This window comes from Streptomyces sp. NPDC014991 (assembly GCF_043080665.1).
Classification (GTDB): Bacteria; Actinomycetota; Actinomycetes; order Streptomycetales; family Streptomycetaceae; genus Streptomyces.
Genome location: NZ_JBIBVY010000003.1, coordinates 384,944 through 400,478, shown reverse-complemented (window position 1 = coordinate 400,478; position 15,535 = coordinate 384,944). Strand labels below are relative to the sequence as shown.

The window sequence follows — 15,535 nt, the reverse complement described above, 5'->3', positions numbered from 1 at the left end:
ACACCGGAACACGGCATCACGGCCTCACACAGGACCTGCACACCGGGACACGAGACCGCGAGCCGACACCAGGATCCGCACACGGGCATGCGACCCGCGACCGACCGGAGGACGACCCATGACCGTCACGTCTCGCTCAGCCCGGGCCCGGACCGTGCCGCGGACCGGGGTCAGGGACAGGTCCCGCGACGGCGTGCGCAACCGCTTCGAGACCCATCTGCTGACTCATTTCGGCCCGGCCTGGCAGGCCGCCCAGCGCAGCAGGTGGCTGCACCGCAGGCTCAACTCCACCCTCACCGACCTGGCCGTGCTCAAGGCGCCGCCGCGTCCCAACCCGCTGAGCACCAAGGCCCCGTACACCTCCTGGGACTCCCTGACCGACCGCTCCTGGGTGGGCCGGCACCTGCCGCCGGTGGCCTCGGTGCCGAAGGACCTGCCCGCGCCCGAGAAGGTCGCCGAGCTGTTCCGGCGGGAGGGCGAGGGCCGCTGCTGCACCCGGTCCACCGCGCTGCTGCCGGCGTTCGCGCAGTGGTTCACCGACGGCTTCCTGCGCGGCCACGCCGCCACCGGCGACCCGCGCCGCACCGACTCGCCGCACACCCTGGACATGTCCCAGCTGTACGGCGACCGCGAGGAGGTCACCGCCTGCCTGCGCACCTTCGAGGGCGGCCGGATGAAGAGCCGGATCATCGGCGGGGCCGAGTTCCCGCCCGCCCTGTGCGAGGGCGGGCGGATCACGGAGGAGTTCCGGGCGATCAGACCCGTCCGGTTCGAGGAGGTGCCGGAGACGTACGTGGACACGCTGTTCGCGTGGGGCGGGGAACGCGCGCACGCGCACATCGGGCCGATGGCGATGAACGTCCTCTTCCTGCGCGAGCACAACCGGGTCGCCGGCGTACTCGCCGACGCGCATCCGGACTGGGACGACGAACGCGTCTTCCAGACCACCCGCAACACCCTGATCGTGATGATGATCCGGGTGATGCTGGAGGAGTACATCAACCACATCACGCCGTACCACTTCGCGTTCGTCCTCGATCCCGTCCGCACCGACCGCGGGGTGTGGCACCGCGAGAACTGGGCGACGATCGAGTTCAGCCTGGTCTACCGCTGGCACAGCCTCGTCCCGTCCACGTACCGTCTCGGCGGCCGCGAGGTGCCGCTGGAGCGGACCGTCGCCAACGGGCAGCTGGTCCTGGACCGGGGCCTCGGCCCGCTGTTCGAGGACCTGTCCCGGCAACCCGCGGGCCAGGTGGGGCTGTTCAACACCGACGAGCTGCTCCTGCCGCTGGAGGCGCACAGCGTCGCCGTGGGCCGCGACCTGCGGCTGGCCTCGTACAACGACTACCGCTCCTACTACGGCTTCCCCCGGGTCACCGACCCGCGGCAGATCTCCGGCGACCCGCGGATCCAGGAGGCGCTGCTCGACGTGTACGGCGACGTCGACGCGATCGACCTGTACGTCGGGCTGTTCGCCGAGGAGCCGGAACCCGGTGCCATCTTCGGGCGGCTGCTCGAACGCGTCATCTCCGTCGACGCGTTCTCCGAGGCGCTGAACAACCCGCTGCTGGCGCCACGCCTGTTCACGCCCGACACCTTCTCCCCGGAGGGCCTGCGGATCGTCCGCGAGACGCGCTGCTTCTCCGACCTGGTGCACCGCAACCTGCCTGAGGACAGGACGCGTCACCTCGTGTCGCTCGGCAGGAGCGCGGCGGACGTCCGGCCCCCGGCCCGCTGAGCCGGCCGGGGCCGCCTCACGGGTGCCGGGCGCGTTCAGTCTCCGGCTCGGACGTGCGCGAGCAACGCTGCTGCGGCGGTGCGCAGTTGCTGCGCCGCCGTGATGCAGGCGGCGGCCTGCTGCTCCAGGGTGGGACGGCTCCACTCCGGTGCCGCCGGACAGTCACCGAGCGTGGCGGCGGTGGCCCGCAGCCGCCGCGCGTACTCCTCCATCAGCTCGGCGTCCGACCGCAGCGTAGCGGCGCGGTCGAGGAGTCGGGTGTCGTACGACGTCACTCCGGGGGACTCGGTCACCATGGCGTACTCCCGGTCGGCGGGTGTGCGGGGGGCTCAGCGCGGAAGGAGGGCGCCGGCGCTGCGGTGCAGCATGAACTGGGGGCAGGTCAGGACGAACAGCGGCCGGGCCGTGTCGGCACCGAGCCGGCGCAGCTGCCCGGCGAAGGGCTCGGCCGCCGCGGTGTCCAGCCGCAGCCCGATCCCGCCGCCGCGGTGCAGACGGAGCCTGCCGTGGGCCCGGACCAGGGTACGGACCGTGCTCTCGCCCCGGCGGCCGTAGAGGATCCAGTCGGCCTCGGGGCAGGGCACGCCACGGCCGAGGCGGCCGTCGACGGTGACGCCGAGGTCCGGGGAACCGGCGCGGATCTCCCGGCCCATCAGGTCGGCCTCGGCGGTCACCCGCAGCGCGGGCTGACCCCAGATCTCCTGCGCGACGACCCGGGCCTCCTCGCTGGTCACGGCGATGGAGAGGACGTAGCGGCCGGTCCGGCGCAGATCGACGCGGCGCAGCAGGTCCAGGGCGACGTCGTAGGGGCTGGGCCGCCACAGGTCGTCCACCAGCAGGGAGAGGACGATCTCGGTGTACGGGCCGATCGTGGTGCAGCGGTGCTCGTACAGCGAGAGCACCGCCATGGCCCGCCGGCCCAGCCGGCTGGGTGTCAGCCAGGTGACGTCGGGCAGCAGGCTCCGGGCCGTACCGGCGTCGACGGGGAAGCACAGGTGGGCGGCGGAGGAGTCGTAGTAGCGCACGGGTACGTCGACCGGGCCGGCCGCGGTGGGCACGGAGGCGGTGGGCAGGGTGAGGAAGGGGTAGCCCTCGGGCGGGTTGGCGCGGTCCTTGAGCTGGTAGGCCTGGGTACGCACGACGGGTCCCCGGTACGGGGCGAGCGCGTCGTCGATGCGCTCCCGGGCGTCGGGGATCACGGTCCTGAGGTGCTCGATGTACTCGTGGATCATGTGGCAGAGCGGGAACTCGTGGCCGGGCCCGATGTAGTCGACCTCGTACCAGTCGGGGTGCGGGTCGAAGGCGGAGCCCGCGCCGCGCCCGTCGAGGACGGGCACGATGTCGTGCTGGTTGGTGATGCTGGCGACCCAGGTGCGCGGGTCGGCGGGTCTCTTGCTGTCGATCGGGGAGCCGACGGCGACGACGTGGGTGACCCGGTAGGTGCGGCAGAACTCCTCGTCCTGGGCGAGGTTCATCAGGGCGATCCCGCCCTCGCTGTGCCCGATCAGCGCGAGGTCGGCGCCGCGCGGGATGCCGTAGTCGTCCAGGGCGAGGAGGATCGAGCGGGTGTACGGCGAGTCCGTCAGGAACAGGTTGCGCCAGGCGCCGACGAAGTCCTGCGGGGAGTCGTTGCGGGGGCGGCCCGGTGCCATGCCGGGCGCCTGGACGACGTAGCGGACGACACCGTCCGGGCCGCGCACGTTCTGCACGAGGATCCGCCCGTCGGTGGAGAGCATCTCGATGTTGCGCAGGAAACCGAGGAAGGAGCCTTCCGGCGCGATGACCTGTCTCTCCTGGTCGGTCAGCTCGACCGCCTCGGCGGCGCCCTCGCCCCTGTCCAGGTTCGCGAGACGGGCGGCGCTGACACCGTGCAGCGGGTCGGCGGACAGCGCACGGCCACCGGCCAGCGCCCAGCCGGTCTCGTCGTTCTGCGGGTCCTCGTCCAGCAGGGCGCGGATGGCCAGGAGTTCGGCCAACAGCGGGGCCAGCCCGGACAGGGCGCGCTGGGCTCCCTGGTCCCGGAACAGCGCGCGCAGCGCCCGCACCGATTCCAGGTCCCGGTCGGCGGTGACGGCCTCCGTCAGCCGGCGCATGCCCGGATCGCGTTCGAACTCGGGGTGGTCGATGAGCACGGCGGCGATCCTCAGCCGCAGCGAGCCGACGGCCACCAGCGCCGCCAGGCTCTCCCGGCCCAGCACCTCCCCGGCCGCGCCCAGCACGTGGCCCATGCCCTTGGGGGCCGTGATGGCCGAGCCGCCCAGGCCCTGCCTGTTGGTGAGGGCGCGCAGCAGTGCCCAGCGGGCGGCGAGGCCGGTGCGGGGGCGCCGGCGCGCGGAGGCGGCCAGGTCCGGGGAGAACAGGACGGTACTGGTGCGTGCGGACACCGCGCGGATGCCCTCGGCGACGTCGACCACCTCCCGCGCGCACCGTCGCAGCAGTTCCTGGACGTCCTGACCGTCCGGCACGGGCCGTCCGGGTGCGGTGCCGTCCGCTCGCATCCGACGCTCCCTCGACTCGACGACGTGGGGACAGGGGCGGGGCCGCGTCGGCGGGCGCGGCCTCGCCCTCATCGTCGGCCAGGGCGAGCGGGCCCGCACCTTCATCCATCCAGGTAGAGGATGCGTACGGGTGCCGTGCGGCCCGCCGAGTCTTGACCGTGAGGTCGTACGACTGCCGCATAATCGCCGCACATGACCCCCTGCACTCCCCCGACGGCCCCGGTCCCCCATCTGGCGGCGGAGGGCGTGTCGTGACCACGTCCGCCGAACGCCCGGAGGGCCTGCGGTCCCCGCTTCCGGACACCGTCCCGGTGGGCCGCCCGCTGCGCACCGGCTACCTGCTCACCCTCGTGGTGGGCCCCCTCGCCGTCCTGGCGCTGGCGGTCCCGGCCGCCCTGGCCGGCGGCTGGGGGCCACGCTGGTACGACGCGGTCCTCGGCGCCGGGATGTACGCGCTGTCCATCATGGGCGTCACCGCCGGCTACCACCGGCACTTCACCCATCTGTCGTTCCGGGCGAAACGGCCGCTGCGGATCGCGCTCGGTGTCGCGGGCGGCCTCGCCCTGGAGGGCCCGGTGACCCTGTGGGTGGCCGAACACCGCCGCCACCACCAGTACGCCGACCAGGAGGGCGACCCGCACTCGCCGTGGGCGTTCGGCACCAGCCGGCGGGCTCTGGCCAAGGGACTGTGGCACGCCCAGGTCGGCTGGTTCTCCTCCTCGCCCGTCCGCTCCCACCATCCGCGCTACGCGCCCGATCTGCTCGCCGACCCGGACGTGCGCCGCCTGGACCGCTGCTATCCGGTGATCATCGCCGTCTCCCTCGGCCTGCCGCCCGCTCTGGTCCTGGCGGTCTCCCACGACTGGCACCGCGCGCTGGTCACGTTCTTCTGGGCGAGCCTCGTCCGGTACGCCGTCGTCCACCATGTCACCTGGTCGGTCAACTCCGTCGCGCACGCCTTCGGTGCCCGGCACTACCGCACCCGCGACCAGTCCCGGGACGTGCCGTGGGTGGCGCTGCTGACCTTCGGCGAGGGCTGGCACAACCTCCATCACGCCGACCCCGGCAGTGCCCGGCACGGCGGCCTGGCGGGCCAGCCGGATCTCACGGCCTGGCTCATCGCCCGGTTCGAGCGCTGGGGCTGGGCGTACGACGTGCGCTGGCCGGACGAACGACGGCTCACCGGCCGGCTGACCACGGAGGCCGCGGGGCGGCGGTCACCGCGGAGGCGCTGACGGGGCTGACGAGGCTGACGGGCCGGCTCGTGTTCATGCGCCGGGGAAGTAGCGGGAGAAGGCGGTGGAGTCGACGGCGAACATGCCGTTGAAGGGGTGGTTGAGCTGGTAGACCAACAGCACGGTGAAGGTGATGAGACCCGTCAGGCCCATCACCATCACCACATGGGTGAGGCTCCTGCGCACCCCGAACATGAACATGAAGGCGACGGTCAGCACACCGCCGACGATCAGCCCGAACCACAGCACCGGCGACAGACTGTTGCCGACGTCGGCCTCCCGGCCGCGCCGGGCGTCGTCCAGGGTGCTGAGCTGGGCCAGGGACTCCTGGAGCGTGGCCTGCTGGGCCGGGGTGGCGTCGACGGGGACCTGGCTCGCGGCCCGGAGGTCGTTCAGCAGGTCCCAGCCGCGCCGGCCCGGTGGCTGCCCGTTCGTCATGGCGGGCCACTCGGCGGACACGACGGTGTGCACGTACAGGTCGACGGCACCGCGCGTCTGTTCCGCCTGCGCGGCCGGTAGCCCGGCGGCCAGCAGGCGGATCTGGTGGGCGGCGCTCGCCTCCGCCTGCACGTGGCCCTCGGCGCCCGAACGGGACTCCCACACGGACACCATCGACAGACCGAGCACCAGGGCGTAGAGCACGCCGACCATCATGGAGATGTACTCGGCGACGTCCTCACGAGGTTCCGCGTCCGGGGCGGGGGGCCAGTAGTGATGCCGGATCACCACGATGCCTGCGGCGACCACGGCGATCCCCAGCACGACGGCGAAGATCTCGATCATCGACTCGGTCTCCTGTCGGTGTTCTGCGGCGGGGTGGCTGGGTGAGTGGGGGGGCTGGGCGTCGGGTGGCGGGCAGCGGGGTTCATGGTGCGGCCGGTCACGGGCCGATGCGCCGGGACCCCAGGAGGGCGGCGGCGAGGGCGGCGGGGATCAGCATCAGGAACAGCACGGCGAGCAGGCCGAGCCCGGTCGGACCGCCGCCGGGCCTGATGAAGCGGGACATGATGGACGGGTTGCCCGACCGCCGGGGAGGGGTCCGGGAGTTCCGCCCCGGTGGCTGGCCCGGCACGGTCGCCTGACCGGTGGTTCCCTGACCGGTGGTTCCCTGACCGGTGGTTCCCTGACCGGTGGTCGCCTCGCCACCGGTGGACCGGCCCTCTGTCTGCTGACCGCCTGTCGACTGGCCGCCGGCTGCTTCGCCCCCGGTTGCTTCGCCTCCGGTGCCCTCACCGCCGGTGGCCCCGCCCCCACCGGCCGTGGCGCCCTCTCCTGCCCCGGCGGCAGCACCCCCACCGGCCGTGGCGCCCTCTCCTGCCCCGGCGGCAGCACCCGCGCCGGCCGCGGCGCCCGTCCCTGCCCCGGCGGCTGCGCCCGTTCCCGCGCCGGCGGCCCCGGTTCCGGTGGCGCCTCCGCCACCGGCCGCCGCCCCGCCACCGGCCGCCGTCGCCCCGCCACCGGCCGCCGCCGCTCCTCCTGCGGCTGCCGCACCGGCGCCCGCGCCCGCGCCCGGGCCCGCTGCAACGCCAACCGCCCCCGCGCCGCCCGCACCAGCAGCACCACCAGCTCCCGCCCCGGCACCCGCACCCGCCCCCGCTGCGGCACCTCCTGCCCCGGCACCCGCCGCGGCACCCGCTCCGGGTGCGGCACCTCCCGCTCCAGCACCCGCCCCGGCACCGGCACCCCCTGCCCCGGCACCCGCACCCGCTCCGGGTGCGGCACCTCCCGCTCCGGCACCCGCCCCGGCACCGGCACCGGCACCGGCACCGGCACCCCCTGCCCCGGCACCTCCCGCCCCGAAACCCGCACCGGCCGCTCCAGCCCCGGCGCCTACCCCAACCCCACCTCCGGCAGCGGCACCTGCCCCAGCACCAGCACCAGCCGCAACTCCAGCACCAGCACCAGCACCAGCACCAGCCGCAACTCCAGCACCTGCCCCAGCCCCAGCTCCAGCCCCTGCCCCTGCAGCCGTACCCGCTCCCGCACCCGCACCTGCCGCCGCTCCGGCCCCAGCCACGGCCGCAGCTCCAGCCCCCGCCCCAGCCCCAGCCCCAGCCCCCGCCCCTGCAGCCGTACCCACACCCGCCGCCGCTCCGGCCGCGGCCCCAGCTACGGCACCCCCAGCCCCAACCCCCGCAGCGGCCCCCGACGGGCCCGCGGCCGTACCCGGCGCCGTGCCGGGAGCGAGGACGCCGGGTACGGGCGCGGGCCCGCCGGGGGGTGGCAGGGGTGGTGGTGGGGGGAAGGTGACGCCGGGGGGCACGGGCAGGACCGGGGGCGCCGGGGGCGGAGCGGGGACGGCGGGCGGGGCCGGGGGCGGAGGAGCGGCAGGGGGGATCGCGGGGGGTGCGGAGGGTGCCGGGGCGGGGGGCGGTGGTACCGGGAGCGGTGGTGGCGGGGGCGGGTACAGCGTGAACGAGCCCGACGCGTCGGCCGTCAGCAGCGGCGGCCGCTTCGGGCAGCCGTCGGGCCGGAGGGTGCTGAGCCGGTCGGTCCCGGTCAGGTGCCCCTCACTGAAGTACTGGCCGGGGGGCCGTTCCACGGTCGCCCGGCAGCGCACGGAGTCCCCGGGTTCGAGGCTCGGGACGGTGTCGTCGCCGGCCGGGCAGACGATGCCGGGCGGCTGGAGCACGGGATCGGTGAGCCGGAGGTCGAACACCGTGCGGTTGCCGGTGTTGGACACGTCGTAGAGCACGGTGACCGGGCCGGGGGCCAGCGGCCGGCCCGGTACCTCCACCTGGGTCTCGATCGTCTCGGACAGCGCCGGCCGGCCGCCGACGCCGGCGTATCCGGACCGGGCTGTGGCCCAGGACTGCCGGCCGAGGGAGGGGATGCGGCCGACGGCCGTGACGTCGGCGATCCAGGTGCCCTCGCGGGCGGTGGCCCAGGCGGTGCAGGTGGCCGAGTCCAGGCCGCGGAGCATCGGCAGGTGGTCGTCGCCGCCGGGGCAGCGGATCCTGGCGTCCGGCAGCCCCGGGTCGTTCAGCCGTACGTCGTACAGGTCGGCTCCGGTGCGGTTGACCAGTCGGTACGTCTTCACCAGCGGGTGGCCGACGCGGATGCCGGGGTGGGTCGCCCCGGTACCCGGCCGGGTGTCGACGTCGACCTCCAGGGCGAGCCCGTGGCTTCCCGCACCGTCGGCGACGGCGCGGTCGACCGGTCCGCCGGACACGGCCGCGAGCAGCGGCAGGACCACGGCGAGACGTGCCCCGTGGGCCACGCCAGCACCTCCCTGATAGTCCTATGAACACACGAACAGGACTAACAGAGCGGCTTGACGGCGCGCTCCGGCCCACGCCGGTCACGGTGCGCAACCGCACGAGGATCACTCCACCGGCCGCGCGGCCGGCGCCGGACACACCTCAGCCGTCCGGCATCAGGCCCGCCGCGAGCGTGGCTCCCAACTCCCAGCACGCCTGCGTGTCGCCCTTGCCCGGCTCACCGGTGACGGTCACCGCGTCGGCCGCCCGGCGCCAGGCGAGACCGGTGGTGACGGCCTCGACGGCGCGGACGGCTCCGGTGACGTCGTTGCCGCCGTGGACGTAGTAGCCGAACGGCCGGCCCCGGGTCTCGTCCAGACAGGGGTAGTAGATCTGGTCGAAGAAGTGTTTCAGGGCGCCGGACATGTAGCCCAGGTTCGCGGGCGTGCCGAGCAGGTAGCCGTCGGCTTCGAGCACGTCGGAAACCGTGGCGGACAGGGCTGCCCGGCGCACGACGCGGACGCCCTCGATCTCGGGTGTCGTCGCGCCCGCCACCACGGCTTCGAGCAGCGCCTGGCAGTTCGGTGACGGCGTGTGATGGACGATCAGCAAGGTAGGCACGCCCCGCACCCTGCCGTGCGCCTGCCGCTGCTCGCAAACGCCCGGGTGCCGGCAGGCGTCACGGACACCCGCCGGGGGTAGGACGGTGTCCGGCAGCCCGCACTCGGCGACGGAAGGGGACGTGGTGGCGAAGGACGATCGCCCGGCACCGGCCGCCGAGGTCTTCGACGCGCTGGGTGTCGCCTACGAGGAGGCGTTCGCCGCGTCCGAGCCGCACCGGTCGTCGCTGCGGTGGCTGCTGGAGCGGCTGGAACCGGGCGGCAGGGTGCTGGACGTGGGCAGCGGGACGGGACGGCCGACCGCGCAGACCCTCACGGAGGCCGGGCACCGGGTGCTGGGCGTGGATGTCTCCCCGGTGATGACGGAGCTGGCCGCCCGGCAGGTGCCCGCGGCGGACTTCCGCCTCGCCGACATCCGTGAACTGCCTCTGGACGAGGCGTCGTTCGACGCCGTGTGCGCGTACTTCCCGCTGCTCCAGATGTCCCGCGCCGAGCAGGCCGCCGTCGTGGCGAAGCTGGCCCGCGCCGTGCGGCCCGGCGGACTGGCCGCACTGGCCACCGTCCCCCTCGACGTGGAGGACGTCGCGGGGTTCTTCATGGGGCAGCCGGTACGGGTGACGAGCTTCGCCGCCGGCGCCTTCAGGGACCTGGTGACCCGGGCGGGCCTGACGGTACTGGCCGAGGACCACGCCGTGTTCACCCCGGCCCACCCCGACGCCGTACCGGAGCCTCACCTGTTCCTGCACGCCCGGCGCGCGGCGCCGTGACGCCGGTCAGGGCTGCAGGGGCAGCAACCGGCAGGTGGAGCCGGCGGGCCGGCCCGCGAGCCGGTCGGTGAGCCAGTCGACGGCGTCGCCCTGGTCGGCCAGCAGCGGCGCGAAGTGGTTGAGCAGGGCACGGCCCAAGGGGGCTGCGGCGACGGGCACATAGGTGACGTCGGCGCCCTTGCGGCACCAGTCGACGGCCAGCCGTCGGGCCTGCGCGTGCGGGACGAGGTCGTCGTTGATCCCCGTCGCCACCCGGACCGGACCGGTGGGCCTCGCCGTGCCGATGCGCTGGCGGTCGAGGAAGTCCCGCAGTGCGGGCTCGGCTGCGACGACGTCGGCGAGGGAGGACCCGTCGGTCGTCCAGGCGGTGCTGTGCGCGGAGTTGTAGGAGAGGATCGCGTCGCCGACGCACATCGTGGACAGGTCGGCCAGCGCGGCCCTGCCCGCCGCGTTCAGGTGCCTGTCGGCGATCGGCCTGAGCGCCGGGTCGGACTCGAGGAAGCCGTTGACCGCCCAGCCGAGGGCGCCGGCCAGGTCGCTGCCGTCGATCGCCTCGGTCACCTTGGCGAGATCGGCGGGCGGTGCCCCGGAGTAGGTGCCGGCCAGGGTGATGTCGGGGGCGTAGGACGGCTGGAGTTCGGCCGCGGCGGCGGTCGCACCGCCCCCCTGGCTGTAGCCGTACAGCCCGACGGGCGAGGCCTCCGTGACCGAGGCGCCCTCCAGGTTCCGTGCCGCGCGGACCGCGTCCAGCACGGCGTGGGCGCCGTCGAGCCGGTTCACGTACGTGTGCAGTCTGTCGGTCGTGCCGAGTCCGGCGTAGTCGGTGACGACGACGGCCACCCCCTCGGCGAGCAGGCGGTAGATCGCCAGGTCTTCGTAACCGACGGACACCGTACGGCCGTTGAGGGTCAGCGGGTGTTCGAGGCCGAGTGAGGCGGCGCACTGGTCGCCCTGGCCCATCGTGCCGGGGGCCAGCGCGACCAGTGGGCGTGGTCCGCCGTGCTTCCACGCGGCGGCCGGTTCCAGGTAGGCACCGGTCACCGCGACCGGCTGCCCCGCGGAGTCGGTCGACTTGTACATCAGCCGGGTGGCGCGGCCGGGCAGGGGTCCGTCGAGGCCCGGCAGGCTCAGCGCTAGCGGCAGCCGCTCGCTGCGGACGAGGGCACCGTCGGCGGCGGGCAGCGCGCTGGGCGGGGTGTAGAAGGCGGGGATGGTGACGCCGCGGGACACGACGGTGTCCGTGGCTTCGGCGGGGAGTGCGGCGGCGGTCTGGGCGCCGAGGCAGGCGGCGACGGCGATCGCGAGGGCTGCGGGCACACGGGTGCGCACGGACATGGCGGACCTCCTGGGCGGCAGGGTGGGGCAGGGGGTTCCGGAGTGGCTGGCACGGACCTTACTTCTGAGTAAGTTACCGGCGGTAGCCTCATGGAGGTCACGGTTGGGTAATGTCGACTTGTTGTCAGCAAGGGCTCCGGCGCTCATCCGGCGGGCCGCTGTCCGGCCGCTCGGCTACAGTGACCCGCCGAACAGTGGGGAGACGCAGGTGCAGGTCAAGGTGGGGGTCATGGGGATCGTGCGGAGCACAGCGGTGGGCATGGCGGTGGGGACGGCCCTGCTGGCGACGGCGCTCGGCGGATGCGCCGGGTCGGGCGGGACGGGCGGCAAGGGCCGGCCCGGCACCTCCGGCACGCCGGCGTCGGCGCCGGCCAGGACGAGTCCGGGCGGCGACACGATCGGCGCCACGGGTTCCGCCTGCGAACTGCCCGTCACGTTCGACATCGCCCGGCACTGGAAGGCCAAGTCGATCGACGCCCGGAAAGAGCTGTCCGAGGCGTCGGAGAAGCCCGACGACGACCTCGGCGGGGCGCTCGCCGACAGCCTCCTCCGGCAGGGGCCGGTCACCGCGGCCTGCGAGATCGACGCCAAGCCCGCCGGAAACATCGGCTTCCTGCGCGTGTGGACCGGCAGGACGGGCGATGCCGACGCCGGCGGCGTGCTGCGCGCGTTCGTCGCCGCGGAGGACGACGTCAGCAAGGCGAAGTACCACTCCTTCACGACCGGCGGTGGCGTCTCCGCCGTGGAGGTGGAGTACCTCTACACCAGCAAACTGCTGGAGGAGACCAAGAAGGAGAGCGCCTTCGCGGTCAGCACGCCCGACGGGCCGGTCGTCCTGCACCTCGGCGGCATGGACACCCAGGAGCACGAGGAGATGCGGCCCGCCTACGACCTCGCGAAGCGGACCCTCGAACTCGCCTGAGGGCCGCGTCGTCCCGCGGCGCGCTCAGTGCACGGCCGTTTCCCGTCCCAGGTAGGTGAGGGGGCCGGCGTCCGCGACCGGGATCACGTGGAATCCGAGCCGGTCGTAGAACGCGCGGGCGGCCGTGTTGGCGGTGACCATGCCGAGATGGACCGCCCGCACGCCCCGCCCGCACAGGGCGGCCAGGAAGGCGTGCAGCAACCCGCGGCCGTAGCCCCGCCGCTGCCAGTCCGGCAGCAGGTCGATGTGCAGATGGGCGGGATAGCCGGCGAGTTCGGGTACGAGCATCCGCTCCGGCCGGTGCAGGAGGTGGACCATCTCCTCGGTGGGCGTGCGGGGCGGCGCGGTGGGCTCGGGATAGCGGCCGGCCAGCCGGGGGATCCAGGCCTGCCGGAAGTCCCTGACGAAGGCCTCGGTGTCCGCGGTCCCGACGATGTAACCCACCGCCCGGCCCGTTCCGTCGTCCAGCACGAAGGCGAGGTCCGGGTCGAAGTGGACGTACGGCTCGGCGAAGAGCGCCGGCATGAGCCTCAGGTCGGGGTAGACCGACCGGGAGTCGCCACCGTTGTGCGCCGTGCGGACACAGACGTCGGCCACGGCTTCGCGGTCGGCGGGGCGGTAGGGGCGGATCGCGGGTGCGGGATGCGGAGGGAGAGAAGACACACCGGCATCCTGGACGCGTTGGGAGCGCTCTCACAAGAGAATTGGTGAGCGTGTGGCGCGGCGGCCCCCTCGGGGTGGAGGGGGGCCGCCGTAGGGGCTGCCGGACCGGTGTCGTCAGGTGCCGCTCGCCGTGGGTGGCCGGGGTCAGTAGGGCAGGCGGCGGGCGCGGATCAGCATGAACAGGCCCGACAGGGCGAGCAGCGTGCCGAGGGCCGCGGGCCACAGCTGGGCCCCGGTCTCCGCCAGACCGCCCCCGGCCGCTCGGGGCGGGGTCTGGGCGGTCACGGGCGGGACGTACGCGGCGGCGGTGGCCCGGTCCGACGCCGAGGACGCGGGCGCGGACGGGGCCGGCCGGGCCGACGTGGAACGGGAAGGGGTGGAACCGGCCGGAGCGGCCCCGCCCGCCCGGCCGTCTCCGCCGGCGGCACCTGCCCCGTCCTGCTTGGTGGTGCGGGCCGGCGCGGTGGTCGCCTCGGTCCTCGGCGCCTCGGCGGGACGGGAGGCCGACGGCCTCGGCGCGGAGGTGGCGCTTCCGCCGGGCTCCGTGGCGGGATCCCCGCCGGGTTCGGTGGCGGGGCCCTCGCCGGGTTCGGTGGCGGGATTCCCGCCGGGTTCGGCCGTGGTGCCGTGACCGGGGGCGGCGGTCGCCGGGGACCCGGAGGTCGCCGTGGGCGCCGCGGTCACACCCGGGCCGCCGGGATCCGCCGTGGGCGTCGCGGGCGCCTCGGTCGCACCGTCACCGCCGGTGCCGGTGCCGCTGTCGCCGTCACCTCCGCTGCCGCCGCCTTCTCCGGACGGGCCGCACGCGCGGCCGGAGTTGATGCAGTCGACCATCTCGCGCATCAGGTCCTCGTCGAAGACGTTGATGAAGTCACCGTGGTCGGTGACGGGCTTGTGCAGCTGCTCGGGGAAGGAGTCCACCGCGAACAGGGGGACCGTACGGCCGCCGTCCGCGAGGCTCGGTGCGGCGACGCCGTAGACGATGCGCTGCACCAGCTGCGGTATGGGGCGGAAACCGGCCGGGCACGAACCGTCGACGGTCGCGAAGGCGACGTGGGTGCGGTGGTTGGCGCTGTCGGTGTTGCGGCCGTCCCAGCAGCTCTGGAACCGGAAGGTGCGCACCACGTCGCTGCCCTGCGGACACAGCGGATACTTGTCCTTCAGCTGCCGGTTCTCGTAACCGGTGCAGCTCCAGGACGCGTTGGCGTTGCCGGGACCGTTGACGAAGGCCTTGGCGTCGCCGGTGATGATGCGCAGCAGGCGCGGCATGGCGGTGACCTTGTCACGCGGGTTGCCGACGAACGTCAGCGTCACCGCCTTGGGGGTGACGATCTGGCCGGCGTTGCCCTCCGTACCGCCGCCCGGGGCGCCCGCGTCCCGCTCCTGCCTGCCGTTCTGCAGGCGCAGCACCGGCCAGTAGTACGTGGACCTGTCGCCCTGGTCGACACAGCTCGTGGCGGCCTTCGCCAGGTCGTCGTCGCCGGCGAAGGCGTTGTTGCCCTGGTTGCCGACGTAGTCGTGGAAGTGGTGGGCGCCGTTGGAGACGCCGGGGGCGACGATGACGTTGTCCGAGTTGAACAGGCCGTTGGCGTTGACGCCGCAGTCGGAGGTGAAGGTGCCGCGCGAGGCGTCGGCCCCTGGGGGCGTGGCGGCCGCGTCGGGTTGTACGGCGGTGATGTCCGCGTAGTCGGAGACGACGGGCCCGTTGCCGGCCTGACCGGCCCCGTTCTGGCCCTGACCCTCCCCCTGGCCCTGCCCGGTACCGTCCTGCCCCTGGCCGGTACCGCTCGGGCCGGCCGTGGGCCGGCCGGTGTCGCCGGGGCGCAAGGTGCAGGCGGCCAGGTCGTCCAGGCCCCGCGGGTGCTCCCCCGCCCGGCCGAGGGCGTCGGTGATGCGTCCGATGGAGGCGGACCGCTTCTCCTTCAGCGGATTCGTGATCGCGTCCGTGGTGGATCCGGTGTCCTGGCCACCGCCGCTTCCCCACTGCTGGAGTTGCCGGTAAGCCGCCGCGGTCTGCTGGTCGAGCAGGGCGAGTTCACGGTCGACGTCCGGGCGCGCCGCGTCCGGGACAGCCGTCAGCCGGCTGCCGACATCGGGGCAGTCGATCGTCGCCATGCCCGTGGACAGCACGCGTCCGGTGGAGTCCGTGCCGGATCCGTCGCCCCAGCCCTCGCCGGCCGAGGCGTAGACGTTCGCCGCGGCCAAGCCGGCTCCGCCCAGCATCAGGGCGAGCGCCGCGAGAGTCGCGCGTCGTGCGCCGGTCGGACGTCTGCGCCTGTTGCGTACCAAGGTCGTCCCCTGTGTGTGCTCGCCGGTCGGGCATGGAGTTCCCCGGCTTCATACGGAGGGCGAGGCCGTCGCGTTCAACGGAATCGCAGATTCACCGGAGTCTCACAGGAAACCATGAGACCCGCCTTTTCCCACTCGAACGTCATCGCGAACATCACAAATACGTATCGGACATTCCACGCCTCAACCTTCACACGAGGTACACACGTTGGCTAGGTTGACGCTCGGCCCGGCCGGCTCGGTACCGGCGAGCGGCCCAACTGCCCTG

General features: G+C 74.0%; 14 protein-coding genes. 5 read left to right on the top strand and 9 right to left on the bottom strand.

All coding sequences use genetic code 11. The features are described from left to right. The first annotated feature begins 118 nt into the window (after nt 1-118). The gene (locus tag ACF1BE_RS08130; RefSeq protein ID WP_392198126.1) at nt 119-1,738 is read left to right on the top strand and encodes a peroxidase family protein; all 1,620 of its coding nucleotides are present in this window, start codon (nt 119-121) and stop codon (nt 1,736-1,738) included. A gap of 35 nt (nt 1,739-1,773) precedes the next feature. Here ACF1BE_RS08130 and ACF1BE_RS08125 read toward each other — a convergent pair whose 3' ends face one another. Together ACF1BE_RS08125 and ACF1BE_RS08120 are read right to left on the bottom strand one after the other, a co-directional pair. Continuing rightward, nucleotides 1,774-2,034: a hypothetical protein gene (locus tag ACF1BE_RS08125; RefSeq protein WP_392198125.1), complete on the bottom strand. Its 261-nt coding sequence runs from the start codon at nt 2,032-2,034 to the stop codon at nt 1,774-1,776. Nucleotides 2,035-2,067: 33 nt separating this feature from the next. Further along, nucleotides 2,068-4,236, bottom strand: coding sequence for a hypothetical protein (locus tag ACF1BE_RS08120; protein WP_392198124.1), 2,169 nt, complete (start codon nt 4,234-4,236; stop codon nt 2,068-2,070). Nucleotides 4,237-4,487: 251 nt separating this feature from the next. Here ACF1BE_RS08120 and ACF1BE_RS08115 point away from each other — a divergent pair, with 251 nt between their 5' ends. After that, nucleotides 4,488-5,471, top strand: coding sequence for an acyl-CoA desaturase (locus tag ACF1BE_RS08115; RefSeq protein WP_392198123.1), 984 nt, complete (start codon nt 4,488-4,490; stop codon nt 5,469-5,471). A 33-nt stretch (nt 5,472-5,504) separates the two neighbouring features. Here ACF1BE_RS08115 and ACF1BE_RS08110 read toward each other — a convergent pair whose 3' ends face one another. The 3 genes from ACF1BE_RS08110 to ACF1BE_RS08100 all read right to left on the bottom strand — a co-directional run bounded on the left by ACF1BE_RS08110 (nt 5,505) and on the right by ACF1BE_RS08100 (nt 7,553). Next, nucleotides 5,505-6,254: a hypothetical protein gene (locus ACF1BE_RS08110; RefSeq protein WP_392198122.1), complete on the bottom strand. Its 750-nt coding sequence runs from the start codon at nt 6,252-6,254 to the stop codon at nt 5,505-5,507. 97 nt (nt 6,255-6,351) lie between these two features. Continuing rightward, the gene (locus tag ACF1BE_RS08105) at nt 6,352-6,477 is read right to left on the bottom strand and encodes a hypothetical protein (RefSeq protein ID WP_392198121.1); all 126 of its coding nucleotides are present in this window, start codon (nt 6,475-6,477) and stop codon (nt 6,352-6,354) included. Nucleotides 6,478-7,301: 824 nt separating this feature from the next. Beyond that, entirely contained in the window at nt 7,302-7,553 is a 252-nt protein-coding gene (locus ACF1BE_RS08100) for a hypothetical protein (protein WP_392198120.1), read from the bottom strand. 985 nt (nt 7,554-8,538) lie between these two features. On the opposite strand from ACF1BE_RS08100, the gene ACF1BE_RS08095 reads away from it, so the two are divergent. Beyond that, nucleotides 8,539-8,718, top strand: coding sequence for a hypothetical protein (locus ACF1BE_RS08095; RefSeq protein ID WP_392198119.1), 180 nt, complete (start codon nt 8,539-8,541; stop codon nt 8,716-8,718). A gap of 115 nt (nt 8,719-8,833) precedes the next feature. Here ACF1BE_RS08095 and ACF1BE_RS08090 read toward each other — a convergent pair whose 3' ends face one another. After that, nucleotides 8,834-9,292 carry a flavodoxin family protein gene (locus ACF1BE_RS08090; RefSeq protein ID WP_392198118.1) on the bottom strand — a complete coding sequence of 153 codons (459 nt, stop codon included), beginning with the start codon at nt 9,290-9,292 and terminating at the stop codon, nt 8,834-8,836. 124 nt (nt 9,293-9,416) lie between these two features. Here ACF1BE_RS08090 and ACF1BE_RS08085 point away from each other — a divergent pair, with 124 nt between their 5' ends. Further along, the gene (locus tag ACF1BE_RS08085) at nt 9,417-10,058 is read left to right on the top strand and encodes a class I SAM-dependent methyltransferase (protein WP_392198117.1); all 642 of its coding nucleotides are present in this window, start codon (nt 9,417-9,419) and stop codon (nt 10,056-10,058) included. 6 nt (nt 10,059-10,064) lie between these two features. Here ACF1BE_RS08085 and ACF1BE_RS08080 read toward each other — a convergent pair whose 3' ends face one another. Then, a complete protein-coding gene (locus ACF1BE_RS08080) occupies nt 10,065-11,393 on the bottom strand; it encodes a lipase family protein (protein ID WP_392198116.1) in 1,329 nt (442 codons plus the stop codon). A gap of 229 nt (nt 11,394-11,622) precedes the next feature. Here ACF1BE_RS08080 and ACF1BE_RS08075 point away from each other — a divergent pair, with 229 nt between their 5' ends. Next, complete coding sequence (locus tag ACF1BE_RS08075; protein ID WP_392198115.1) at nt 11,623-12,315, top strand: lipoprotein; 693 nt, start codon at nt 11,623-11,625, stop codon at nt 12,313-12,315. A 24-nt stretch (nt 12,316-12,339) separates the two neighbouring features. Here ACF1BE_RS08075 and ACF1BE_RS08070 read toward each other — a convergent pair whose 3' ends face one another. Next, nucleotides 12,340-12,978 (bottom strand): GNAT family N-acetyltransferase, encoded by a 639-nt coding sequence (locus ACF1BE_RS08070; RefSeq protein WP_392198114.1) that lies wholly within the window; start codon nt 12,976-12,978, stop codon nt 12,340-12,342. Between the two features lie 144 nt (nt 12,979-13,122). Beyond that, on the bottom strand, nt 13,123-15,201 hold the full coding sequence (locus ACF1BE_RS08065; RefSeq protein WP_392198238.1) for a DUF1996 domain-containing protein: 2,079 nt from the start codon (nt 15,199-15,201) through the stop codon (nt 13,123-13,125). Nucleotides 15,202-15,535 lie beyond the last annotated feature (334 nt).